The 24,673-nt window shown below is 30.2% G+C and carries 20 protein-coding genes; 15 read left to right on the forward strand and 5 right to left on the reverse strand.

The genetic code is table 11. From position 1 onward, the window contains the following. Positions 1-34: 34 nt before the first annotated feature. Positions 35-2,539, forward strand: coding sequence for a T9SS type A sorting domain-containing protein (locus B2217_RS15900; RefSeq protein ID WP_291123158.1), 2,505 nt, complete (start codon positions 35-37; stop codon positions 2,537-2,539). Between the two features lie 64 nt (positions 2,540-2,603). On the opposite strand, the gene B2217_RS15905 is transcribed toward B2217_RS15900, so the two are convergent. Continuing rightward, positions 2,604-3,821, reverse strand: coding sequence for a LuxR C-terminal-related transcriptional regulator (locus B2217_RS15905; protein WP_180904660.1), 1,218 nt, complete (start codon positions 3,819-3,821; stop codon positions 2,604-2,606). Between the two features lie 173 nt (positions 3,822-3,994). On the opposite strand from B2217_RS15905, the gene B2217_RS15910 reads away from it, so the two are divergent. Together B2217_RS15910 and B2217_RS15915 are read left to right on the forward strand one after the other, a co-directional pair. Continuing rightward, positions 3,995-4,522 carry a hypothetical protein gene (locus B2217_RS15910; RefSeq protein ID WP_180904659.1) on the forward strand — a complete coding sequence of 176 codons (528 nt, stop codon included), beginning with the start codon at positions 3,995-3,997 and terminating at the stop codon, positions 4,520-4,522. A 29-nt stretch (positions 4,523-4,551) separates the two neighbouring features. Continuing rightward, positions 4,552-5,049 (forward strand): hypothetical protein, encoded by a 498-nt coding sequence (locus B2217_RS15915; protein ID WP_244957947.1) that lies wholly within the window; start codon positions 4,552-4,554, stop codon positions 5,047-5,049. Positions 5,050-5,295: 246 nt separating this feature from the next. On the opposite strand, the gene B2217_RS15920 is transcribed toward B2217_RS15915, so the two are convergent. From B2217_RS15920 to B2217_RS15930, 3 genes are all read right to left on the reverse strand, one after another. After that, positions 5,296-5,736 carry an acyltransferase family protein gene (locus B2217_RS15920; protein WP_347881526.1) on the reverse strand — a complete coding sequence of 147 codons (441 nt, stop codon included), beginning with the start codon at positions 5,734-5,736 and terminating at the stop codon, positions 5,296-5,298. Between the two features lie 81 nt (positions 5,737-5,817). Then, positions 5,818-7,104, reverse strand: a complete 1,287-nt coding sequence (locus B2217_RS15925; protein WP_180904658.1) for a T9SS type A sorting domain-containing protein — start codon at positions 7,102-7,104, stop codon at positions 5,818-5,820. Between the two features lie 262 nt (positions 7,105-7,366). Next, on the reverse strand, positions 7,367-8,653 hold the full coding sequence (locus B2217_RS15930; RefSeq protein WP_180904657.1) for a T9SS type A sorting domain-containing protein: 1,287 nt from the start codon (positions 8,651-8,653) through the stop codon (positions 7,367-7,369). Between the two features lie 370 nt (positions 8,654-9,023). On the opposite strand from B2217_RS15930, the gene B2217_RS15935 reads away from it, so the two are divergent. Beyond that, positions 9,024-10,832, forward strand: coding sequence for a chloride channel protein (locus B2217_RS15935; RefSeq protein WP_180904656.1), 1,809 nt, complete (start codon positions 9,024-9,026; stop codon positions 10,830-10,832). A gap of 7 nt (positions 10,833-10,839) precedes the next feature. Here B2217_RS15935 and B2217_RS15940 read toward each other — a convergent pair whose 3' ends face one another. Further along, a complete protein-coding gene (locus tag B2217_RS15940) occupies positions 10,840-12,438 on the reverse strand; it encodes a transcriptional regulator (protein WP_185655221.1) in 1,599 nt (532 codons plus the stop codon). A gap of 485 nt (positions 12,439-12,923) precedes the next feature. Here B2217_RS15940 and B2217_RS15945 point away from each other — a divergent pair, with 485 nt between their 5' ends. The 11 genes from B2217_RS15945 (at position 12,924) to rpoN (ending at position 24,654) form a co-directional block, all read left to right on the forward strand. After that, positions 12,924-13,913 (forward strand): LLM class flavin-dependent oxidoreductase, encoded by a 990-nt coding sequence (locus B2217_RS15945; protein ID WP_291123163.1) that lies wholly within the window; start codon positions 12,924-12,926, stop codon positions 13,911-13,913. Continuing rightward, complete coding sequence (locus B2217_RS15950) at positions 13,914-14,411, forward strand: hypothetical protein (protein WP_291123165.1); 498 nt, start codon at positions 13,914-13,916, stop codon at positions 14,409-14,411. A 39-nt stretch (positions 14,412-14,450) separates the two neighbouring features. Beyond that, positions 14,451-15,422: a polyprenyl synthetase family protein gene (locus tag B2217_RS15955; RefSeq protein ID WP_280051162.1), complete on the forward strand. Its 972-nt coding sequence runs from the start codon at positions 14,451-14,453 to the stop codon at positions 15,420-15,422. Positions 15,423-15,425: 3 nt separating this feature from the next. After that, positions 15,426-16,412, forward strand: coding sequence for a GSCFA domain-containing protein (locus B2217_RS15960; RefSeq protein ID WP_291093292.1), 987 nt, complete (start codon positions 15,426-15,428; stop codon positions 16,410-16,412). Further along, complete coding sequence (locus B2217_RS15965) at positions 16,402-17,169, forward strand: TatD family hydrolase (RefSeq protein WP_291093290.1); 768 nt, start codon at positions 16,402-16,404, stop codon at positions 17,167-17,169. Before B2217_RS15960 ends, B2217_RS15965 begins: the two co-directional genes overlap by 11 nt. Positions 17,170-17,219: 50 nt before the next feature. Beyond that, positions 17,220-17,930 (forward strand): UMP kinase, encoded by a 711-nt coding sequence (pyrH, locus tag B2217_RS15970; RefSeq protein ID WP_115000992.1) that lies wholly within the window; start codon positions 17,220-17,222, stop codon positions 17,928-17,930. A gap of 8 nt (positions 17,931-17,938) precedes the next feature. Then, complete coding sequence (gene frr, locus B2217_RS15975; protein WP_115000990.1) at positions 17,939-18,493, forward strand: ribosome recycling factor; 555 nt, start codon at positions 17,939-17,941, stop codon at positions 18,491-18,493. 76 nt (positions 18,494-18,569) lie between these two features. After that, a complete protein-coding gene (locus B2217_RS15980) occupies positions 18,570-20,981 on the forward strand; it encodes a DUF5686 family protein (RefSeq protein WP_180904650.1) in 2,412 nt (803 codons plus the stop codon). A 69-nt stretch (positions 20,982-21,050) separates the two neighbouring features. After that, the gene (locus B2217_RS15985) at positions 21,051-21,488 is read left to right on the forward strand and encodes a hypothetical protein (protein ID WP_180904649.1); all 438 of its coding nucleotides are present in this window, start codon (positions 21,051-21,053) and stop codon (positions 21,486-21,488) included. 163 nt (positions 21,489-21,651) lie between these two features. After that, positions 21,652-23,100 (forward strand): asparagine--tRNA ligase, encoded by a 1,449-nt coding sequence (asnS, locus tag B2217_RS15990; protein ID WP_180904648.1) that lies wholly within the window; start codon positions 21,652-21,654, stop codon positions 23,098-23,100. 81 nt (positions 23,101-23,181) lie between these two features. Beyond that, positions 23,182-24,654: an RNA polymerase factor sigma-54 gene (rpoN, locus tag B2217_RS15995; protein ID WP_115000980.1), complete on the forward strand. Its 1,473-nt coding sequence runs from the start codon at positions 23,182-23,184 to the stop codon at positions 24,652-24,654. The last annotated feature ends 19 nt before the right edge of the window (positions 24,655-24,673 follow it).

Genomic DNA, 24,673 nt, shown 5'->3' on the forward strand with positions numbered 1-24,673 from the left:
AATTATGTAATCGATTACAATTAAAACACTATTTATGAAAAAAATTTTATTAAATGCTTTTGGAGTTTTAGGTATAATTAATTTATCCGCTCAAAAAGTTAATGTTACTGAATCAGCAGGTTGGTTAGAATCTGCTTATGTTAAATGGAATCCTCCCTCAGAAACAGTTGATAGTTACAATGTATATTATTCGGGTAACGGAATCACTAATAAAAAAATAGATACTCAATTAATAAGGAATTACGGATCTTTTTTCAGAGCTGATATTTTAGGATTAGCTTCTGGAGAATATACATTTAAAATAGTATCAGTTTTAAATGGTATTGAAAAAGAGAATGTTGTCACAAGTAATGTAACTGTATTACCTTATGACCGTAATGGTTTTGCACATAGTAACAATAGAGCGCCAGGAGCGTATAATTTTGATGGAACATTAAAAAATGATGCGGTTGTTTTGTATGTTTCAGAGGATAACAAGAACTCTATAAGTTTGAATGTTACTGGGGCAAATAGTAATCCTTGTGTTGGTTTACAAAATATCTTAGATGGTTTTAAGAAAGGAAAAGATACGAGACCTCTTGTTGTACGTCTTTTAGGAAATGTAACTGATTTTTCATACATGTTGAATGGAGATATTGTTATAGAAAATAACAATAATAGTGGAAGTTATATCACATTTGAAGGTGTTGGAATAGATGCTGTAGCAAATGGATGGGGAGTACGAATTAAAAATGCTTCAAATGTAGAAATTCGTAATCTAGGATTTATGTTAACTGATGCAGCTGAAGGAGATAATATAAGCTTGCAACAATCCAATGATTATATCTGGGTACATAATAATGACCTATTTTATGGTTTTCCTGGAAAAGATGCAGATCAAGAAAAAGGAGATGGAGCTTTAGATGCAAAAAAATCTGGCTATATCACTTTTTCGTATAATCATTTTTGGGATAATGGTAAATCAAGTCTGCTTGGTTTGAGCGAAGCGAATACAGTTAATGCTTATGCAACTTACCATCATAATTGGTTTGATCATTCAGATTCTAGACATCCTCGTGTAAGAACTTATACAACTCACATTTATAATAATTATTACGATGGTAATTCTAAATATGGTATTGGAACGACTATGGGTGCTTCTATTTTTGCTGAAGGCAATTATTTCAGGAATTCAAAATATCCTATGTTGATTTCTAAACAAGGAAGTGATATCGCATCTAATTCAACAGGAACTTTTTCTAATGAAGATGGCGGAATTATAAAAGCTTTTAATAATTATATAGAAGGAGCTAATTCATTTTTGCCTTACGATGCATCTTCAAATCCTATTCAGTTTGATGCTTATGTTTCAAAAACAAGAGATGAAGTATTAAGTTCTTCTATTAAAGCTTTGAAAGGAGCTTCGGTTTATAATAATTTTGATACAAATTCTTCATTTTATGTAAAGAATTTGATAGTTGATGAACCAAGTATCGCAAAAGATAAAATTATGAAATATGCAGGTAGAGTACAGGGAGGAGATATAAAATTTACGTTTGATAATTCTGTTGATGATAAATCGTACGCAGTAAATCAGGCATTGATGAATTTATTGAAAAATTATAAATCCTCATTGGTTTATGTTCAAGGTATCGATTATACACCTGTAAGTACGCACACATTAGTAATACCAACTAATAATGATCAGACAGTAAAATCAAATACAGCAATAGAACCAATGAATTTTGTTTGGGGAGGAACAGCAAGTGATTTAGAAATAGTTGGACTTCCTGCAAATGGAATAGATTTTACGAAAGATATTTCGACAAAAACATTATTGGTATTTGGTATACCAACTTCAGATACAAGTTTTACGGTTAAAACTATTGGTACAGGAACACCAATTTCAGCAACGGGAACAATTACAATTGATACAGATGAAACAAGTGCAAGCGTAGAAACGCATAACTTTACAATAAACGGTTTATCAAGTAAGTTTTATACATTTTCTGGAACGGCTAATATTAATTCAACAGATGGAACGGCCACTTATGATGAGTTGACTTTTACAAAACGTCTGAAAATAGAATCTGCAACAGTTATTAGTTATACGACTAAAAAGAAATCAACTTTAACATTGGTTCTTGATCCAAGTTTTAATGGTAAGATAAAACTTAATGGCGTAAATTATGTAGCAAAAGATGGTATTGTAATTATAAATGATGTTCCTATTGGTGAAAATAAAATTACAAAAGGCGATACGGCTAACTTATATTATATCAAAACTGAATTTGAAAAAGAAAATCTGATGACATCAGAAGTTAGCATCACTAATTCGAATATTTCTATTTATCCAAATCCAGTTCAAGATAAATTTGAGGTGAGATCTAATTTGAATAATAAGATTAATAAAGTGACGGTTTTAAATACTTTAGGACAAGTTGTAAAACAAGTGAATAATCAATCAATAATTGGAATGAAAGGATTGAAATCTGGTATTTATATTGTTCAAATCGAAACAGATAATGGTATTGAAACTAAAAAAATTATAAAGAAATAATAAAATAGCTTTATAATTAATTAACAAAAAGTCTACTCATTTTATATGAGTAGACTTTTATTATTTACAACGAATTACGACTCTCTATTCCTAAAGTATTGTAAATAACCTTCAAATGATATTTCACTGTATTCTCAGAAATATAGAGTTCAGTTGCAATTTCTTTATTTGTAAATCCTTTTTTTACTAATTCGATGATATCCAATTGCCTTTCCGAAAGATTATAATCACTTAAAATGATTTTCTTTTCAACTTGATTTGCATTATTTGAATGATTAATCAAATTAGAAAGTTTATTTCTCATCCGTTCATTTTCATTTTCAACAAGTTTTCTTTTTTCGATGTTTATCTTGTAGAATTTATAAAGAACAATTAATAATATGATCAAAATTGCAGAAATAATAACCAGAAATAGTCGGATATTTTTCTGATTTCGAACTTCTAAATCATTTCGTTTGTTAATGATTTCTCTTTCTAAATTTTGTAATTTTCCACTTTGATTAATTGCATCATAATCGGTTGCAAGATCATTCACAATTAATCTTGTTTTATATGCTTTTTCCCAATCTTCATTCTGAGCATAATACCAAGTAAGAGATTCGTACATATTCAAAATATAAAGTTTTATACCATAATGTTTTGCATAATATAACCCTTTGTTAAAAGCTTCTAAAGCCTTCTTATTGTCTTTTGTTTCTGTATATAAGTGTAAAAGCTTTCTATAAATATTAGGTAAATGTTTGGGAGATTTTTGCTTCAAAATTTTTATCCCTTCCAAATAATCTTTTTCTGCCTGAATATAATTTTTATTTATACTATTCATTGTGCCTATAACAGAAATATAAAAGCCAAACGTTTCGGCATCCAAATATTTTAAATTAGATTTATTTACTTTTTCGAGCAATTCCTCAACCTTATCATATTTTAAATAATCAAATTGGATAAAGATTCGTTCAATCAAAACTCTTGTCTCAACTTCGGATTTGTATTTAGCACTCTTTAAACCATATTTTTCAGCAACGTTTAAATTTTCTTCTGCTTCTGGATAATTTAATAATGTTTTATATGTAAGATATTTTAACAAATACAGATTATATAAATCGTAATTCGTTACGTTTTTAGAATGTATAATACTATCCAATTTGATAATTGATTTATCAAATGAACCAATTTCATTATAAGATGAAATTTCTTTTTTTAGAATTTCGGAATTTATTGTATTTCCTATCCCTACCTGGGTGAAAAATAGAGTAAAGAATATTAAAAGTGTTTTGTTATTCATTTTTATTATATGACTGATATTTAGTAAAGTAACTCAACTACCCATAGGTAGTAATCATTAAACTACCTCATAACTACTCCTGCAAAAGTAGGAATTTAAGTACTGAATCCTAAAATTTGCAAAGAATTTATTTAACACATAAATCTAGTGTTAATAGCTAATTATTTATAAAAATGAAGATTATTTTATCTACTTTATTACTATTGTTGTGTAGTATGGGTTTCTCTCAAAATTTGGATTACAAAAATTTAAAACAATTTATTGGAAATCGAGTAAATGAGTTAGAGGATTTTTATAAAGTTTCTTCTACATCTGTTGAAGATAATTTTGGAAATCAAAAAGTAATGTACAACTCAGTAAAAATTGAACCATATACGTTGAATATTGAGGTAGAAACTGAAGGTAAAAATATAAAACGTATTGTGGTCAAAAATTCTGAAAATAGAACTAGTTTCTTTAAAAATATTGCAGAAGAAATAGAAAAAGAAGCTCCAATTAAGAAAAACTATAAGACGTATTATATTTCTTTAGTTAAGAGCTCAACAAAAAAGAAAATCTATCAAGAATCAATTGATCAATTAATTGATTTATTGAAAAAACCGACCACCAATCTAAAAGAAAATTATGGTTTACTGGAATCTAGTCCTCTAAAAACCACAATTACAATCAACGAAACTGAAAGTATTTTAGAGATCAATTAAAATTAAGTCAATATTTAAAACAATTAACAATGAAAAACATTTTTATTTTAGGATTAGGTCTTATGGCTTCGCTAGCATTTGGACAAGTAGATAAAATTTACAAACATTCTGGTGAGATTATCGAAGGTCAGATTAAGCGTGTAGGAGAATTTACGGTAGAATATACGTATGATGGAGAAGATGCTATACAGTCTTTGAGTAAATATTCTGTTAATAAAGTATTTTACGGGAAAAGTACACGTATTGAAGATGTTTCTGATAAAATTGAAATTACTGACGATAAAGATTGGGGGAAAGTGATTATTTTGGAAGATAAATCTTTGGTTGCAGGTTTGAAAAAAGGAGATGATTTAAAATCTAAAACAGGTATGATTAACTTCAGAACTGGAAATGGAAAAGATGAACGTGCAGAAAAAGTTTTGAAACAACAAGCTGCAGAAGTTAGATGTCCATTTATTCTATTATTATCTGATAAAATGACAGGTAAATCGGCAAAGAAAACAGGAAGCTGTTACAAGTACCAATAATAGGATTACTATAAACTATATAATGTACTATTAATTATTTGACAAATAAGTCGTGGTAGCTCGCGGCTTATTTTCTTTTAAAAAAATGAACAAAGAAATAGTGTATTCACGAAAACGCAAACGAACAACAAATTTTGGTTCGAAAAAAATAAATTACTTAGATATTTTGATTGTTGTTTCAATTATCGTTGTTACAATTTCAATTATAATCAACTATTTGAATTAATTTTCTAGAAATGCTCGCTACTACTTCACTTTATTTTTGATCCACTTCGCAACGGGTTTCTCAAAATATTCAAACGTTAATGCACTTAGAATTAAAGCAATTACAAAATAAATTCCAATTTTCTGGAAATCATTGATTTTAGGTAAATATTGATTTCCATATTTTATCACAATCATATGAATCATGTAAAACGCAAAACTGATTTCACCTAAATAAACCAATGTTTTATGTTGAAGTATTCTCGAAAATAAACCTTTTTGTAATGCAAAAACTAAGACAATTCCAACCATCGGAATCCAATAATAAATTCCGTAACGAAAAGCTCTCGCAACATCATTGTGGAAGTAAAAAAAGATTGCCAAAACTGTAATTGCAGCGATCTCTATTAAAGTTCCTTTCGAAAAATTGATAGGCGTATCTTTTATCTTTTTATAGATTTGACAGGTAATAATTCCTAAAATAAAATCGAAATAAGAAAATTAATTAAATAAAAAAATCTCAAGCATCTGCTCGAGATTTTTTATGATATGAATTAAGGTAAATTATTTTTTCATTACTTTTTTCGTAACATCTTTACCATCAATAGTAGTTTTTAAAATATAAGTTCCTGTAGGTAAAGAAGAAATATTGATTTGTTTCATATCAGAATCAAGAACTTTTTGTCCAGCCATATTGTATAAAACAGAAGCAGTTACTTTTCCTTTACTTTCTATATTGATAACATCTGAACTTGGGTTTGGATATATATCAAATTTTACTGTATTAACTTCTGTAGTAGCTAATTTAGGTAAAGAAATAAGGAAAGAAACAACACCTTCATCGGTTTTGCCTAAACCAACAATTTTAGTTCCATCTTTAGACATTCCTAGAGGTAATGCGAATGTAATACCTAAATCATCATAACCAAGAGATTTTACATATTCATTTAATTCAACTCGTCCTGTTTTTTCAGTCCAAATAAATCCTTCCCCCATGAATGCAGGTCCAGGCCAAGGTCTATAAAAACCTACAATAACGCTACCGTCAGTATTTATTGCTGTTGCAGCTCCATTAAAATAGAATCCTTGTTTAGGATGTTCTATCAATTGTACGCCTGTTTCTTTACTGTAACGCATAGCTACATCTTCTCCCGTTGCTCCAATCATCCATTTTCCATTACCAGAAACTCCTGCTAATTCAAGAACTTCATATCCGTCTTGATCTAAAACTTGATGTCTTTCACCATTCTCCCAGTAAACACCCCAACGGTCAAAGTCAGTATCGTGCCAACCAACAACAATTTTACCATCATCACTAATTCCATTCGCACGAGAATAATACTCGCCATCAGTTTTTAAATCTGTAAATCCAGTTGCTTCGTTCCACACAATACCATGAAAACTTCCGTCTTTAGTAGCACCTAATCCCGAAATATATTTTCCATCAGCACTCATTCCCCAAACAGAACTTGTTTCGTTATCTGAAACTCCCCCAAGTCCGCCTAGATATTTCCATGTGTCAGATTCGATATCATAAATAGACATTTGGTTTACACCTGTTTCAGGTTTAGCAACCATTACAGCAATTTTATTACCATCAGCAGTAACCAATGGATGCCCTGAGTTTGAAGTGTCAGAAGCAATTTCTCCTAATAAATGAATACCTTTTTCTGGTGTCCAATAAAAATTATTATCAACTGTGTTTAATACTACAACTTTTCCATTGTCTGATACGCTGTATGCAGTTTGACCATCTCCAACAACATAAACTTGTGCATTAACAAAGCTTGTTCCCCCAATTAAAGCTGATAATACAGCTAAACTTTTAAGTTTTGAGTAAATTTTTTTCATAATGAATTTCTGTGTTAATTAATTTGAATGATAAATTTAGACTTTATTAACTGAGGATGATTTGTTTTGGATAAAGTTATATTGTTTTCTTTAATTACGAAGAATAAAACATTGATTAACATAACTTTACGTGTATTGTTAGTTAAATGATTTTAAGGAAATTCTTTGAATTGATTTGAATAATTTTTATTAAAAATATTATAGTAATAAATAAACAAGCCAGAAATTAATTTCTGGCTTGTTAAATATTGATTAATAAAATTTACTTTTTAATAATTTTTTTAGTGTTTTCATTTCCATCAATAATTGTTTTTAGAACGTAAGTACCTTTAGGTAGATACGAAATATTAAGTTGTTTTTCATTAGAAGAAAGAACTTTTTGTCCAGTCATATTATATAATATTGATGAAGATAATTTTCCTTTTGTCTCAATGTTTATTATATCACTTGTAGGATTAGGAAAAACAGAATATTGAACTTTATTTACTTCTGAAGTTCCTAATTTAGGAAGAGAAATCATAAAAGAAACTGCTTCTTCAGTTGTTCTTCCTACACCGACAATTTTTGTTCCGTCTTTAGATATTGCATAAGGTAAAGAAAAGGTAATTCCTAAATTATCATATCCTAGATTTTTTACATATTCATCTAAACTGATTTTTCCTGTTTCTTTTGTCCAAATAAATCCATCACCCATCATTGCAGGTCCAGGAAATTCTCTGTAATATCCAACAATTACACTTCCATCATAATTTGTAGCTGTAGCCGCTCCAACATAAAATGGATCTGCATTAGAATCTTCAATTAATTGTACTCCAGTTTCCTCGCTCCATTTCATTGCATATTCAAATTGAGAACCTAATAACCATTTTCCGTCTCCCGAAACAGAACTAATTTCGTAAACAGGATTTCCATTATTGTCTTTTATTAAATGTTGTACTCCATTTTTCCAATAAGCTCCATATCTGGCTCCATTTTTATCATCTTGCCATCCTGCAATCATTGTTCCGTCTTCACTTATTGCATTTGCTCTAGATGCTGATTTTGGAGTAGTCGAGCCTAAATCAACTAAACCAGTTTCTTTTGTCCATTTAACAGCGTGACCATATCCGTCGGATGTACTTGCGATTCCAACTATTGCCGATCCATTTCCTGTCATTCCCCATACAGAACTTGTTTCACTATCGACAATTTTACCAAGACCTCCTAAATAATTCCACTCATCTTTTTCTAAATTATAAGTAGCAATTTGATTAATACCTGTTTTGGGATCAACTACATTAGTAGAAATTATTTTTCCGTCAGCTGTAACTGTAGATACACCACCATTATAACTTCCTGGTACTATTTCTCCTAATTGTTGGACACCTTTGTCTTTTGTCCAATAATAGTTATTGTCCAATCCAAAAAGAACAACAACATTTCCATCATTTGATACACTTGTAGCATATTCTCCATTCCCAATAACATAAACTTGTGCATTAGTTTTATTACTAGCTAACATAAATACACCCATGGTTAAACCAATAAGCTTGAAGTAAATTTTTTTCATTATTTTAAAGTGTTAATTCATTGAATTATAAAATTATATTTTATTCTCAATCAATTGCTGTTTAGTTATGTATGTAAATGTTTATTCTGAAATAATAAAGTTTAAAGTGTTTATTATTAATAAGTTATTTTATTAATTGTAAAAATGCTTTTAATGAATATTCTTTTATTTAGTGAATCATAGAAAAGTAAATAATTTATAAAAGTGAATGTTTATAGATCATTGAAGTTGTTAGCATTAAATAGTTATTAGATGATTAATTATTTTTTTTCTCAAAAATTTTATTCTTTTATGTATTATTGGTTTACTTTTTGTGTAATTCGTGGCAGTTAAATTAGGCAATAAACAAAAGGTACACTATTTTTGAAGTATGCGACTTTCTACAAAACAAAAGTTTTTTCAATACATTAAAAAATCATTTAATTTTTTTCAAAACTTGTTGAATCTATTAAAATTGGTTTTAACAGAGCGACAATTTTTGTATTTATCGTGTATTTTAGTAGCTATTTCATCTGCTTTTGCAGTGATTGTGCTAAAAACTTTTGCGCACAATGTTTTTCAATTTACTATTTATATTAATAATTTAGTCAAACTACCTTATATCAATAGTATATTGCCAATTATAGGTATTTTGTTGACGGTTTTTGTAGTACAGAAATTTTTGGATGGTTCGATAGAAAAGGGAACTTCTCAAATTATGATTGCTGTAGCTAAAAAGTCTGGAATAATGCCTAAAAAACAGATGTATGCTCAGATTTTAACGAGTTCCTTAACAGTTGGTATGGGTGGTTCGGCTGGTTTAGAATCCCCAATTACAATTACTGGTGCAGCTTTTGGTTCTAATTATGCACAATATTACAGATTCAAATACAAAGAAAGAACACTTTTGTTGGCTTGTGGTGTTGCAGCTGGTATTGCGACAGCATTCAATGCGCCAATTGCAGGTGTTTTGTTCGCGATAGAAATTGTATTAGCGGATATGAGTGTTACTGCTTTTATTCCTTTATTGTTATCTTCTGCAACAGGAGCTTTAATTGCTAATTTAACTTTAAAAAGCAATATGTTATTATCCTTTCGTTATGCGTTAGGATTTGATTATCATAATGTTATTTTCTATGTGATTTTGGGTGTTTTAGCGGGGTTTGTTTCAGTTTATCATGCTCGATTATTTCGTAAAGTTGAACATTTGATAGGGAATTATTCGGATAATGTATATTGGCGAGCGATTGTTGGTGCCGGAAGTTTAGCAATATTGATTTTCTTCTTCCCAACATTATTTGGTGAAGGTTATGAGAGTATAAAATATTTAGCAAATGATGAAGCTGGTTTTATCTTAAATAATTCATTGTTAGAGAGTTTTAGAACGAATCAATGGATAGTTTTAGGATTTGTTTTTGTCACAATTTTAATCAAATCTATTGCAACAGGTTTAACTTTAGGAAGTGGAGGAAACGGAGGAAACTTCGCACCTTCGTTATTTGTTGGGTCATATCTTGGTTTTTTTGTTGCAAAATTCTTTAACTTGATTGGTTTCAAAGAAGTTCCTGTTGGTAATTTTACAGTTGTTGGAATGGCAGCTGTTTTAAGTGGATTGTTTCACGCCCCATTAACAGCGATTTTCCTAATAGCCGAAATTACGGGAGGTTATGGATTGATTATTCCTTTGATGATTGTTTCTTCGATAAGTTTTGCAATTTCAAAACGATACGACAAATATTCGATGGATATATACGCAATAGCAGAAAAAGGAATTGTTTTTACATCTGATAAAGACCGAAATTTGTTCAATAAAATTGATTTGTTTTCGATTTATATCAAGAATATCAAAACATTGACAGTTTACAATTCAATTGAAGATATAAAAGAAATTTTTTCTACTACAACACAAGACTTTATTCCAGTTCTAAACGAAGATAAATCGATTCATGGAGTTATAGTTTTAGATAATATTCGATCATTTATTTTTAATGATAATATTGATAAAAGCTACTTAGAATGTATTACAGAAGCAACTTCGACATCTATTTTTACGAATGCTGCAAACGTGATGAAAATGATGGAAGCAAAAAAAATAGATTATATTTTACTCACTAAAAAAGGTAAATTTGAAGGTTATGTAACGGAAAGTTTATTATTAGAAAGTTATCGAAGTAATTTGAATAAGTTGAGAATTGAATAATTGTTTCTTAATCATCATTATCTTTAAAAATCAACTCAAAATTTTCATATTTCTTTTTTAAGCGCTGTTTCGATTTTTTGACTGAATCTGCAGAAATTCCTAAGATTTGAGAAATTTCTAAATTGTTCAAGCCTAATTTTAACAAGTAAATAGTTCTCAAATTAGATTCAGTTAAAGATGGGAAATTTTGAGAAAGATACTTTACAAAATCGTTTTGTTCATGGGCAAAAATATTCTTGAAATTACCCCAACTTTCGTCCGTCATCAAATGCGAATCTAAGAGATTAACTAATTCATTATATTGTTTTTCTTTGTTTGTGGCACTTGAATTAGAAATCGAATTGATTTCATTCTTTAATGTAACTATTTGTTTATTCTTTTCAGACAGATAAGTTTTATATGATTCTAAAGTTTGAGCAGTTTTATTTAATTTATTTTCAGACTTAAGTTTATCATTTTGAATAGATAATATTTTATTGTCGTATGTGGAATTTTGTATTTTTATTTTTCTACGATAAGAAATTATTACAACTAAAATGATGATGATTAATAGAAAAGAAATAAGAAATAATGCATTTTTTAGGATGGTTGTTTTTTCTTGTTTTGCTTTTTCTGCTTCATATTTAAAGTTAAAATTCTCTTGTTGAATTTTCCAATTAATTTCATTAATCACATTTTGACCATCTGTTTTTTGCAATTCTAATTCCAATTCATCCAATTTTCTTCGGCAAAGTAACTCCTCATTGGTGTTATTGTTTTTTAAAGCAATTTCTAATAAGATTTTATAAATATCATATTCAAAACTGTTCAAATAAATTTTTTGAGAAGCATAATCTTTTGCTTCATTCAAAATTATTTTAGCATCATCAATTCGATCTAATTGCAAGTACAATTTTCCCAATTGAATATTAGCATACATTAAATTTCTAGCGTTTTTTAATTTTTTAGAAATTTCAATATCTTTTTTCAAATTATCAATCGCTAAATCGTACTGTTTATTGAGAATATTTATAGACGCAATATCACCTAAAGCTTTTGCATATCGAATTTCATCCTTATTTTGAATTGCATATTCTTTTGTTAACTCGAAGTAATTATTTGCTTTGTTAATATTATTTTTATTCATAAAAACATGACCTATCGCATTCAGAATTGTTCCATATTCATCGTCTTTTTTGTTGGTATATTTTAAAGCTAACAAAAGATATTTTTCACTTTTATCAAACTCTTTTACATTCATAAAGTAAAATGCATTCTTTTTGTAAACATCACTTTTAGAGAAAATATCCTCATCTTTTGTTAAGTCAAGAAGTTTTGATGCTTCCATAAAATATGGATAAGCATTTTGATATTGACTAAAATTATAATAGTAATACCCGAATTGTGTGTTCACCCAAATTTGTAATTCTGGAGAGTTAACATTTTTTGAAACTTTCAATGCAGATTCAAATAACGAATTACTTTTTTTGTTTAATTTATCGTTGGTTTGCGCATAAAGATTAGCTAAATAAACTTGATAAATTGATTTTAGACTTTTTGATAAAAAAGAAGTTGATGAAATATCTAATTTCTTGAAATTATTTTGCAATTGAATAGAATCTGTCACATTTTTATTCTGTTCGATGATTTTTTCAATAAGAATTCTTTCATCATTTTTATTAATTGAACTAAATGATGATAAAAATAAAAAAGGAAAGAGTAGGAGCGTAAAAAAAATAGAAACTTTCAATATATTATTTTTTCAAATATAGACCGAAAAAATTGTAAATCTTAACAAAAATTCGAATTATTTCGATGATTTAATATGTTTTCAAATATTTGATATTTAATCGAATACGAAATGTCCCCCCAGTTGTCCCCCCCTAAATTGTGTATTTATTTTTTTAATTATCTATTTTTGAATTAAGTATCTCGAAAGATTACTAATCTATCATCAAACTATTAATTAAAAACTTTACACTCTCGACTACTTAAACCTATTTATAAATCCAATTATCAAATTTATCTCCTCCGTAATGTATGTTATGGAGGAATTTTTTTTGAATTTTTTTCTTTGTAATTTAGTTTCATATTTTAATTAGAAAAGAACGGATGAGAAAAATAAATTACTCGGTGTTAGATTTGGCTTATGTGAGAGAAGGGGATACATTAAATCAAACGTTCAAAAACACGTTAGATAACGCAAAATTTGTCGACGAAATAGGATATAGTCGTTATTGGCTATCCGAACATCATAATATGCAAAATGTTGCGAGTGCGGCAACTTCTTTATTAATAGGTTATGTAGCAAATGGAACTTCAAGAATTAAAGTTGGTTCGGGAGGAATCATGTTACCTAATCATACTGCTTTATCTGTTGCAGAACAGTTTGGAACATTAGATGCACTTTATCCAAATCGTATTGATTTAGGTTTAGGTCGTGCGCCAGGAACAGATCAATTAACGGCGTCTATTTTGCGTAGAGGCGATAATTTTATGAATTACGATTTTGAAGCTGAAATCAAAAATCTACAAAACTATTTTAGTTTAGATAATAAAGAAAGTAAGGTGCGTGCAATTCCTGGAGAAGGAGCAAATGTGCCGATTTATATTTTGGGATCAAGTACAGATTCGGCTTTTTTGGCGGCTAAATTAGGTTTGCCTTATGCGTTTGCGGGTCATTTTGCGCCACAACAATTCTATAATGCGGTAGATATTTATCGCTCTCAATTTCAACCTTCAGAATTTTTGCAAGAACCATATACGATTGCTTGTGTCAATGTAATTGCGGCGAATACAGACGAAGAAGCACATTATTTATCGATGTCGATGTACCAAGGTTTTTTGAATATTATTACAGATAAACGTCAGCCAATTGTTCCGCCAGAAAAAACACAGTTAGAATTAGCTTCGCCTGAGCAAAAATATATGCTAAAAGGAATGACAGCTTTATCTTTTATTGGAAGTAAAGGTGCATTGGCGCAGAGTTTTGATGAATTTATTTTTGAATCTAAAGTTGATGAAATGATGGTTTCAACAAATGTTTTTGATCAAAAAGCAAAACGAAAATCGTATCAAATTGTAAGTGAATTGTTTCGTTAAATGAAATCAAAGAAATCAATCTCAAAGTTCAAGTATTATTCAATGTTTGTTGATCAATTCAAAGATCAATTGACGATTGTTTTGATGTTAAATCTTGTTTTATTTTTTATTGCAAACCATTGGAGTTACTTTGTTCCAGAAGAATTTTTGTTTGTAAGTCACAAAGATATTTTTGGCTTATTTAGAGAACAATTTGTGTTGAACGAATTTTTTGAGGTGTTGGCTTATACTTTTTTGTGCGCTTTATTTATCCATTTTGGAACATATAAAATGAATAAAATTTGGATTTTTAGGCTTAATGCGTTGCTTTTAATAATTGTTTCCACTTATTTTTGGACAATTCCTTCGTCGCAAAGTGCTGAGATTGTTTTACAAAAAGGTCATCCTTATTTTATTGCGGCGATTATTGGTCAAATTCTTTTGTATTTGATTGTCGGAATCGAATTTTTAGGTTCAATCAAAAATAAAAGAAAACAACCCAAAATCAATCATTCTTAGTTATATTTGCCAAAACTTAATTTTTACAAAAATCAAACTATGTACTCATTTGATAAATTTCACGAATTAATTGCCGAAACAATCGATAAAAATCCATTTTCTAAAAATCCAGAAGAATTATACGAACCGATGGATTACATTTTGAATATTGGTGGTAAAAGAATTCGTCCAATTTTGACTTTATTGGGAACTGATTTGTTTGATGGTGAAGTTGAAAAAGCATTGAAACCTTCGTTAGCGATTGAGTTTTTTCATAATTTCTCGTTGATGCACGACGATATTATGGATAATGCTTCATTAAGAAGAAGTAAAGCAACAGTTCACGAAAAATTTGGATTAAATACAGCGATTCTTTCTGGTGATGCGATGTTGGTAAAAGCCTATCAATATTTAGAAGATTTAGAACCAGAATTATTTAAAAGTTCGACAAAATTATTTTCTAAAACTGCTTTAGAAGTTTGTGAAGGACAACAATTGGACGTGAATTATGAAACAAAATTGAATGTTTCGTATGAAGATTACATTAAAATGATTTCTCTAAAAACGAGTGTTTTACTTGGTTGTGCTTTGAAATTAGGTGCAATGATTGGAAATGCTTCGGAAGAGGATTCGGATAAATTGTACCAATATGGTTTGAATTTAGGAATCGCGTATCAATTGAAAGATGATTATTTGGACGTTTTTGGTAGCCTTGAACATTTAGGTAAAAAACACGCTGGAGATATTTTCGAAAATAAGAAAACGATTCTTTACATTTCTGCTTTAGAAGCGGCAAACGAAGAAGAAAAAGAGGAATTATTATATTGGTATAGTTCAAATACAGATAATATTGATAAGGTATATGCGGTAGAAAAATTATTCAGAAAACTGAATGTAAACCGTAAACTTTCGACATTAATTAGAGAATATACAAATAAAGCGCACAGCTATTTGGATCAAATTGATGTTCCAGAAGAACGCAAATCTTATTTGAGAGAATTAAGCGAAGTTTTAATTGATCGACAAGGATAAAAAATGCAATTTCGAACGACTTTTCAAATTCAATCTTCTGATTTTAAGCTCAATCATCAACACAAAATATTGACGATAGGCTCTTGTTTTTCAGATGAAATTGGAAAGCGTTTGACAGATTTAAAGTTTGATGGATTAATTAATCCTTTTGGAGTGATTTTTAATTCACATTCTATTCAAAATTTAATCGAAAGAAGTATTCAAAAAAAATATTTTACAACAGCAGATGTACATCAAAACGGAGAAGAATTTTTCTGTTTCGATGTACATTCGTCGTTTAATGCGTTGACGAAAGAAGCTGTTCTAGAGGAATTAAATTCGACTTTAGATAAAGTTCATGATTATATTCTTTCTTGTGATGTGCTGATGATTACATTGGGAACATCGTGGATTTATGAATGGAAAACGTCTAATCAAATTGTCGCGAATTGTCATAAAGTTGACGCAAAACAATTTGAAAAACGATTATTAACAACAGAAGAAAATCTAAAATCGTTGGAATTAATTGTTTCAGATTTGAAGAAAATTAATCCAACAATTCGCATTATTACAACAGTTAGCCCTGTTCGTCACACAAAAGATGGAATGATTGAAAATAATGTAAGTAAAGCGAGATTGTTAGACGCTTTATATCAATTAAGTCAAAATAATCATGTTGAATATTTTCCGTCATACGAATTGGTTTTGGATGATTTGAGAGATTATCGTTTTTTCAAAGAAGATTTGATTCATCCATCGAAACAAGCCGTTGATTACATTTGGGAAAAATTTTCGGATACTTATTTCGAGCAATCAACGCAAACAATTATTCAAAAAATAAACAAAGTTATTTCAGCGATTAATCATCGTCCTTTTAATGAAGAATCAGACAATCATCAACAGTTTTTAGCAAAAACGATTGCATTGATGAATGAATTAGAAAAAGGAAATCAACTTGATTTTTCTGCTGAAAAAGAACTTTTGAAATCAAAAATAAAACATGTTAATTGATACACATACACATTTATATTCGGAGCAATTCGAGAATGATATAGATGAAGTAATTGCGCGAGCAAAACAAAATGGAGTAGGGAGATTTTATTTGCCAGCAATTGATAAAAGTTACACGGAGAGAATGTTGACATTAGAAAGTCAACATCAAGATTCGATGTTTGCGATGATGGGTTTACATCCATGTTCGGTTCATCCAGATACAATAGAGGAGGAGTTGGCTCATGTACGTGAATGGATTGATAAACGACCATTTAAGGCGATTGGCGAAATCGGAATCGATTTGTATTGGGAAAAAGAATTTCTACAAACGCAACAAGATGCTTTTAAAACACAAATTGAATGGGCAAAAGAAAAGAATTTACCAATTGTAATTCATTGCCGTGATGCTTTCAACGAAGTTTTTGAAGTATTAGAAGAAGTGAAAGATGAAAAATTATTCGGAATTTTTCATTGCTTTTCTGGAACAAAAGAAGATGCACAACGCGCAATTGATTTCAATTTGAAATTAGGGATTGGTGGTGTTGTAACATTCAAAAATGGTAAAATAGATCAATTTTTAGGTGATTTTGATATTAAACATATTGTTCTCGAAACAGATTCACCTTATTTAGCGCCTGTTCCGTTTCGTGGAAAACGAAATGAAAGTAGTTATTTGACACATGTTTGCGATAAGTTGGTCGATATTTATCATCAAACACCAGCTGAAATTGCAGCAATTACAACAAAAAATGCGTTTGACATTTTCGAACGTTAGGATAAATCAGAATAGAAAAATTATATTTGCAAAAGAAAACCTTTGACAAGATGAAATACAAAAGAATATTACTTAAATTGAGTGGTGAAGCATTAATGGGAGATTTACAATATGGTATCGATCCAAATATGCTGAAACAATATGCGCAACAAATTAGAGAAGTTGCAGAACTTGGTTGCGAAGTGGCAATAGTAATCGGAGGTGGTAATATTTTTAGAGGTGTACAAGGTGTTGCTTCTGGTATGGATCGTGTACAAGGAGATTATATGGGAATGTTAGCAACTGTGATTAACAGTATGGCATTGCAAGGAGCTTTGGAAGACGCTGGCGTTAATACGCGTTTACAAACGGCTATTCGTATGGAGCAAATTGCAGAACCATTTATCAAAAGAAGAGCAACGCGTCATTTAGAAAAAGGTCGTGTCGTAATTTTTGGTGCAGGAACAGGAAATCCATATTTTACAACAGATACAGCAGCAGTTTTGAGAGCAATTGAAACACAAGCTGATGTTATTTTGAAAGGAACTCGTGTTGATGGAATTTATACTGCAGATCCTGAAAAAGATCCAACAGCAGAGAAATTCGAAACAATTTCTTATCAAGAAGTTTACGATAAAAACTTAAAAGTAATGGATATGACAGCTTTTACTTTGAGTGAAGAAAATAATTTACCTATTATTGTATTTGATATGAATACAGATGGTAACTTGAAAAAATTAATTTTAGGAGATAACGTAGGTACTCTAGTAACAAATAAATAAATCCCGAAATGGAAGAATTAGATATTATTTTAGAAACGGCTAAGGAGCAAATGCAGGGAACTGTAAGTCACTTAGAGGTTGCATTCGACAAATTAAGAGCAGGTAAAGCTACTCCTGCAATGTTAAGTTCAGTTCGTGTTGATTACTACGGAAGTTTATCTCCGTTAACTCAAATTGCAAATGTTAATACACCAGATGCAATGACATTGAGCATTCAACCATACGAGAGAAATTTAATTCATGAAATAGAAAAAGCAATTATCAATGCTAATTTAGGTTTTGCACCTTCTAACAATGGAGATACAATTATTATCAGTATTCCTCCAGTAACAGAAGAACGTCGTAAAGAGTTAGTAAAAATGGCCAAATCGGACATGGAAACTGCTAAAATTTCACTTCGTAATGCACGCCAAGATGCGAACAAAGCATTGAAAGCTGTAAAAGAAGCTTCTGAAGACATGGTGAAAGATTACGAAACACGTGTACAAGGATTAACAGACAAGTTTTCTAAGAAATTAGAAGAAGCTTTAACGAAAAAAGAAGCTGAAATCATGAAAGTTTAATCTTTCTTGAAAAAAAAATATTTTAAGGCAGCGTTTCGCTGCTTTTTTTATTTATTTGCATAATCAATTTCAAACGATGAAGAATTATATATTCCTGCTAAATTTCTGTATCTCAATTGCCACATTTGCTCAAATTAAAGTAAGAGTATTCGATGCTCAAGACGAATTTCGTTTAACAGGTGCTAATGTTTACAGTGATACCAAACAATTCCTTGGTCAAACAGACGAATTAGGAGAATTGGATATCAATGATTCTGTTCATTTTATTGATGTAATCAAGAACGGATATTTCTCGGAAAGTATTCAGACTGAAGGTAAAAAGTTGGTCGAAATTATGATGAAACCTTCTTTCATTAGTTTGGATGAGGTTAGTTTTACAACAAATGATTCTGTTGGTCGTAATTTGATTATCAAAGCAATTCGCAATCAATCTAAGAATACAATCAGAAACGGAGGAAATATTTTCCTAAAATCATACACAAAATTTTGGAGTACAGTAAATAACGATTCGATTCCGTTTATTATTCAACCTCAAAATCACAAAGATTCTGTCAATAATCAATGGAAAAAATTATTAGACAATAGTCATTTATTTTTGGGAGAACGTGCAATGGATCACAAAGTTTCGAAGCGTTTTGGATTAAAAAATATTGTGCAATCTTCTCGTATTTCTGGAATGCGTTCGCCTTTGTACGAATATTTGGCGATGCAACCAATTGCGTTCAATTTTGATCAAGATAAAATCAATTTTTTCTTCAAAGGAATTATTAATCCAGTAAGTCGCGAAGGTCTTTCGCATTACCGTTATGGTTTCAAAGAAGATATTTTTATTGATGGACGAAAAACGGCTGTTATTAGTTTTTTCCCATCGATCAAAACGGATAAAAGACAAATTAAAGGAACGCTTTGGATTGATGACAGAACCTTTGCTTTGATTAAGATTGAAGCGGAAAATACAAGTGCAAATTATATTGCCGAATTAGAAGCAGATTGGAAATTGAACAATGGTTCTTGGATACCGAATCAACAAAAATATCGTATGGAAGCTGGTAATTTCAAGATCACTGAGAAATTAGCTGGCGATGATTTTATTGATAAAAAAGAAAAAATTTGGATTAATCTCGAAACTACTTTCAAGGATATTCAGAATCCTGCGCATTTCAAACGCAACGAATTTTTAGGTTACGAAGACGAAATTTCTTTTCAAAATATGAACGAAAAGAAATGGGACAATGTGATGGAAGATTACCGTGATTCGTCATTATCGAACAAAGAGCGAAATACGTACACGACAATTGATAGTATTGGCGATAAATATAAGTTAGAACGTCAAATGAAATTGACGCGAATCATCAATTCTGGCGGAAAATTATCGTTAGGAAAAGTTGATTTAGATTTAACAAAAATCTTAGCGTTTAACGATTACGAAGGTTTTAGACTTGGTGCTGCGTTTAATACAAATGAAAATTGGAGCGATAAATATTCATTGAATGCATATTCGGCTTATGGTTTCAAAGATGAAACATTCAAGTTTGGATTTGGTGGAGATTATTATGTAAACAAACCTTATTCGGGTCGAATTTTTGCAAAATACTCGCAAGATGTTTCGGCTTCTGGGAAAACGCCAATTTTATTGCAATCGAATTATACACGTCTAATTTCTGGAGCTTTTAGTAATATTTATAACCACGAATATTTTTCATATAAACGCTATTCGTTTGGATATGAACAAGATATTTTCAAAAATGTAACTTTCAATATTTCGGCGAATTATGAAAAACAGCAAGCAGAATTTGATTATTCTTTCCTGAATAATATTGGTTGGTACGATTTGTATAACACGCAATTAGCGATTCGTTTTGCGCCAAAAGACAAGTTTATTCGCACGCCTTACGGGAAAGTGACGGTGAATAGCGGGAAATCTGTTTTCTATGCAACGCTGACGAAATATTGGGATATTTTCAATTCTGATTATGATCCACTTCGTTTCAATGTTTCTTATTTTGATGTGTTTGATACGCGAGTTGGTAAAACAAATTTTAATGTAAATGCAGGTTGGGTCGAAGGTAAAATGCCGTTGATGAATTTGTACGAAGGACAAGGAAATGCAAAACGAAATGACTTTTTGAATTTTGGAGTAGGTGGTTTAACGAATTTCGAAACAATGCGTCCAGGTGAATTTTATTCGGATCGATTTGTATCATTTCAGTTGAAGCATATTTTTGCTGGCGTTAAAGTTGGAAACAAAATTATTTTCCCGCAATTCGTTTACCGTGGAGTTTTGGGTGATATGAAAGATAGAGCAGATCATCAAAATTTAGAGTTCAAAACGTTGAACCATTATTATCACGAAACAGGTGTTGAGGTAAACAATTTAATTTTCAAAACATTTGGTTTAGGAGCGTTTTATCGTTTAGGTGCTTATTCAGAAGAAAAATTCCAAGATAATTTCTACTTAAAATTAACTGTAAATTTGAATTTCTTGTAGGATAAGGATGCTGTCATTCTGAACTCGTTTCAGAATCTCATCTAATATTCAATTACAATTCTAATTATTATGGATAAAGAATTTGAACTTAAAAAGTATAGAGATTTAGTAGTTGCGACTTTAGATTATTATATTGTTCATCTTGCCTTTAATAATGAAATGAAAGATGAATATTTTCGTTTAAAAACTCAAGCAGAAGAATATTATTCAAAAGGAAAATTAACTATTTTAAAAAACTGGTTTAAAGATTTAAGGTCTGATTTTATCGAAGATAGAGATTTTGGTTTTAATGAATATTTGATAAAGACAACCAATTATGAAATTGATATTTTTGAATCATATTTTAAAAGAATCGAAAAGATAATTGAGAAAGATCAAATTAAAACTGATAGTCAATTTTACGAATTAAAAAATTATGTAGATTATTTAATTCAAAATAATAATTCTGATAAAGTTCTTATTCAAAGAATAAATGAAATTCTTTTGCGTTTTGAATCTAAGAATTAGAATAATTTCACTTCAAAAAATAAACTAAAATCAAAAATCCTTTACATTTTCATTGAAATTATAAAGGATTTTTAGGTTGGTTGAAAAATATTCGCAAAAATTATGCCTATAATTTTTATAACTTTAAATAATAACTAAATTTGTAAGGATAAATTAAAAAATTATGCAATCGTACGGAATTAAAGCCTTATTAGAAAAAGGCAAGGATTTGTTGCTACAGGAAGTAGTTGTAAATGGATGGGTAAGATCGTTCAGAAGTAATCGTTTCATCGCGTTGAATGACGGTTCTACAATTAATAATATTCAAGTAGTAGTAGATTTCGAAAATTTTGACGAATCAATTATAAAACAAATTTCTACAGCAGCTTCTTTACAAGTTAAAGGAGAAGTGGTAGAAAGTGAAGGAGCAGGTCAAGATATTGAAATTGTTGCGAAAGAAATCAAAATTTTAGGAACTGCGCCATCTGATGATTTAAAAGGAACTATTTTACAACCAAAACAACACAGTTTAGAAATTTTGCGAGAGCAAGCACATTTACGTTTCAGAACGAATGTTTTTGCTGCCACTATGCGTGTTCGTAATGCGTTAATGTTCGGAATTCACAAGTATTTCAACGAAAATGGATTCGTTTACATCAACACACCAATTATTACAGGATCTGATGCTGAAGGAGCAGGAGAGATGTTTCATATCACAAACTTGGATATGGAAAACTTGCCTAAAAACGAAGAAGGAAAAGTAGATTATACACAAGATTTCTTTGGTAAATCGACTAACTTAACGGTTTCTGGACAGTTAGAAGGAGAAACTGCAGCAATGGGATTAGGGAAAATTTATACATTTGGACCTACTTTCCGTGCAGAAAACTCGAATACTTCTCGTCACTTAGCTGAATTCTGGATGATTGAACCAGAAGTTGCGTTTTTCCGTTTAGATCAAAATATGGATTTGGCAGAAGATTTTATGAAATCTGTTATCACTTATGCAATGGAAACGTGTAAAGATGATTTGAAATTCTTAGCTGAACGTTTTGACAAAGAACAAAAACAAAAACCAGAAGCAGAGCGTTCTGAATTAGGTTTAATTGAGCGTTTAGAATATGTTTTAAATAACAAATTCATTCGTTTAACTTATACAGAAGCAATTGATATCTTAAAAGATTCTAAACCAAATAAAAAAGGTAAATTCAAATATCCAATCGAAGGTTGGGGAGCAGATTTACAATCAGAACACGAACGTTATTTAGTTGAGAAACACTTCAAAACGCCAGTTATTTTATTTGATTATCCTGCAGAAATCAAAGCATTTTATATGCGTATGAATGATGACGGAAAAACAGTTCGTGCAATGGACGTTTTATTCCCTGGAATAGGAGAAATTATCGGAGGTTCTGAGCGTGAAGAACGTTTAGAAGTTTTAGACGAAAAAATGGAAAAATTCGGAATCGATAAAGAAGAATTATGGTGGTACCGCGACACAAGACGTTTCGGTTCTGTGCCACATTCAGGTTTCGGTTTAGGTTTAGAGCGTTTGGTATTATTCGTTACAGGAATGGGTAACATTCGTGACGTAATTCCTTTCCCTAGAACACCGAATAACGCTGAATTTTAATCAAAATATTTTTACGGATTTATGCTTAAAAATTGTAACTTTAAGCTAAATCCGTTTTTTATATAAGCCAAAACCCAAAATATGTTAAAGCAGGAATTAAATTTAAAATTACAACAAAAACTATCGCCACAACAAATCCAATTAATGAAGTTGGTTCAACTTCCTACGGTTGCTTTTGAACAACGCGTAAAGGAAGAGTTGGAAGAAAACCCTGCTTTGGATGATCAATCTTCTGAATATGACGAAGATTACGGAGGAGAGCAGGAAGAATGGGACAATCAGAGTGATGATTTTGGCGACGAGCAAGTGATTGATACAAGTGATATCAATATTGATGATTATTTGAGCGATGATGACATCCCAAATTATAAAACGTATACGAATAATTATAGTGATGATGACGAAGATAAATCTGTTCCTTACGCGCAAGGAGAGAGCTTTATCGAGTTTTTGACATCGCAATTATATACGAATCGATTAACTTCGGAACAATTTCAAATTGCTGAATTTATCTTAGGAAATATTGACGATGATGGTTATATGCGTCGTGATATTAAATCGTTGGTTGACGATTTAGCATTCTCGCAAAATATTTACACTTCGCCAGAAGAGGTCGAAAATTTGTTGATTAATTATATTCAACGAATGGATCCAGTTGGTGTAGGTGCGCGTGATTTGCAAGAATGTTTATTGATTCAATTAGAAAATAAAAATCAAACAGAAGCAGTAGAATTAGCCGAAAAATTAATTTCAGAATCGTTTGATGCATTTACGAAAAAGCATTATTCGAAATTGATGGCAAAATATGATGCGGATGATGATGAGTTGCGTGATGCAATTTCGGAGATTGAACGTTTGAATCCAAAACCAGGAAAATCATTTTCGAGTAGTAGTAAAATTGTAGAGCAAATAACGCCAGATTTTACGATTCATATCAACGATGGCGATTTAGAATTGTCGTTAAATGGACGTAATGTACCAGAATTGAAAATTTCGAGTGCGTTTGCAGAAATGTTAGATACATACAAAAAAACCGAAAATAAATCGAATCAACAGAAAGAAGCTGTGATGTTTGTCAAACAAAAGTTAGATTCTGCGAAATGGTTTATTGATGCGGTTCAGCAACGCCGTAACACGCTTTTGTACACAATGGAAGCGATTATGAAATTTCAAAAAGAGTATTTCTTAACAGGAGATGAAACGAAAATTAAACCGATGATTTTGAAAGATATTTCAGACAGAATTGGAATGGATATTTCGACAGTTTCTCGTGTAGCGAATTCTAAATATGTCACAACGCCTTACGGAACATTTTTGATAAAAGATTTGTTCTCAGAATCGTTAACAAATGATGAAGGTGAAGAAGTTTCGACGCGCGAAATTAAACGAATTTTGCAAGATGTAATTGCAGATGAAGACAAACGTAAACCTTTGACAGACGAAAAATTAACTGAAATTTTAAAAGAAAAAGGTTATCCAATTGCTCGTCGTACAATTGCAAAATATCGTGAACAATTAAATATTCCGGTTGCGAGATTGAGAAAAGAAATCTAAAATTTTTAGAAATATATTC

The sequence above is a fragment of the Empedobacter sp. UBA7620 genome (genome assembly GCF_002484185.1).
Classification (GTDB): Bacteria; Bacteroidota; Bacteroidia; order Flavobacteriales; family Weeksellaceae; genus Empedobacter; species Empedobacter falsenii_C.

Excerpts from the sequence above, each read along its gene's own strand:
- B2217_RS15925 (WP_180904658.1), bottom strand. The coding sequence starts at position 7,104 with ATGAAAAAAATTTACTCAAAACTTAAAAGTTTAGCTGTATTATCAGCT.
- B2217_RS15935 (WP_180904656.1), top strand. The coding sequence starts at position 9,024 with ATGCGACTTTCTACAAAACAAAAGTTTTTTCAATACATTAAAAAATCA.
- asnS (WP_180904648.1), top strand. The coding sequence starts at position 21,652 with ATGCAATCGTACGGAATTAAAGCCTTATTAGAAAAAGGCAAGGATTTG.
- B2217_RS15915 (WP_244957947.1), top strand. The coding sequence starts at position 4,552 with ATGAAAAACATTTTTATTTTAGGATTAGGTCTTATGGCTTCGCTAGCA.
- B2217_RS15965 (WP_291093290.1), top strand. The coding sequence starts at position 16,402 with ATGTTAATTGATACACATACACATTTATATTCGGAGCAATTCGAGAAT.
- pyrH (WP_115000992.1), top strand. The coding sequence starts at position 17,220 with ATGAAATACAAAAGAATATTACTTAAATTGAGTGGTGAAGCATTAATG.
- B2217_RS15960 (WP_291093292.1), top strand. The coding sequence starts at position 15,426 with ATGCAATTTCGAACGACTTTTCAAATTCAATCTTCTGATTTTAAGCTC.
- B2217_RS15950 (WP_291123165.1), top strand. The coding sequence starts at position 13,914 with ATGAAATCAAAGAAATCAATCTCAAAGTTCAAGTATTATTCAATGTTT.
- B2217_RS15910 (WP_180904659.1), top strand. The coding sequence starts at position 3,995 with ATGAAGATTATTTTATCTACTTTATTACTATTGTTGTGTAGTATGGGT.
- B2217_RS15955 (WP_280051162.1), top strand. The coding sequence starts at position 14,451 with ATGTACTCATTTGATAAATTTCACGAATTAATTGCCGAAACAATCGAT.
- B2217_RS15985 (WP_180904649.1), top strand. The coding sequence starts at position 21,051 with ATGGATAAAGAATTTGAACTTAAAAAGTATAGAGATTTAGTAGTTGCG.
- frr (WP_115000990.1), top strand. The coding sequence starts at position 17,939 with ATGGAAGAATTAGATATTATTTTAGAAACGGCTAAGGAGCAAATGCAG.
- B2217_RS15980 (WP_180904650.1), top strand. The coding sequence starts at position 18,570 with ATGAAGAATTATATATTCCTGCTAAATTTCTGTATCTCAATTGCCACA.
- B2217_RS15930 (WP_180904657.1), bottom strand. The coding sequence starts at position 8,653 with ATGAAAAAAATTTACTTCAAGCTTATTGGTTTAACCATGGGTGTATTT.
- B2217_RS15900 (WP_291123158.1), top strand. The coding sequence starts at position 35 with ATGAAAAAAATTTTATTAAATGCTTTTGGAGTTTTAGGTATAATTAAT.
- B2217_RS15945 (WP_291123163.1), top strand. The coding sequence starts at position 12,924 with ATGAGAAAAATAAATTACTCGGTGTTAGATTTGGCTTATGTGAGAGAA.
- rpoN (WP_115000980.1), top strand. The coding sequence starts at position 23,182 with ATGTTAAAGCAGGAATTAAATTTAAAATTACAACAAAAACTATCGCCA.
- B2217_RS15905 (WP_180904660.1), bottom strand. The coding sequence starts at position 3,821 with ATGAATAACAAAACACTTTTAATATTCTTTACTCTATTTTTCACCCAG.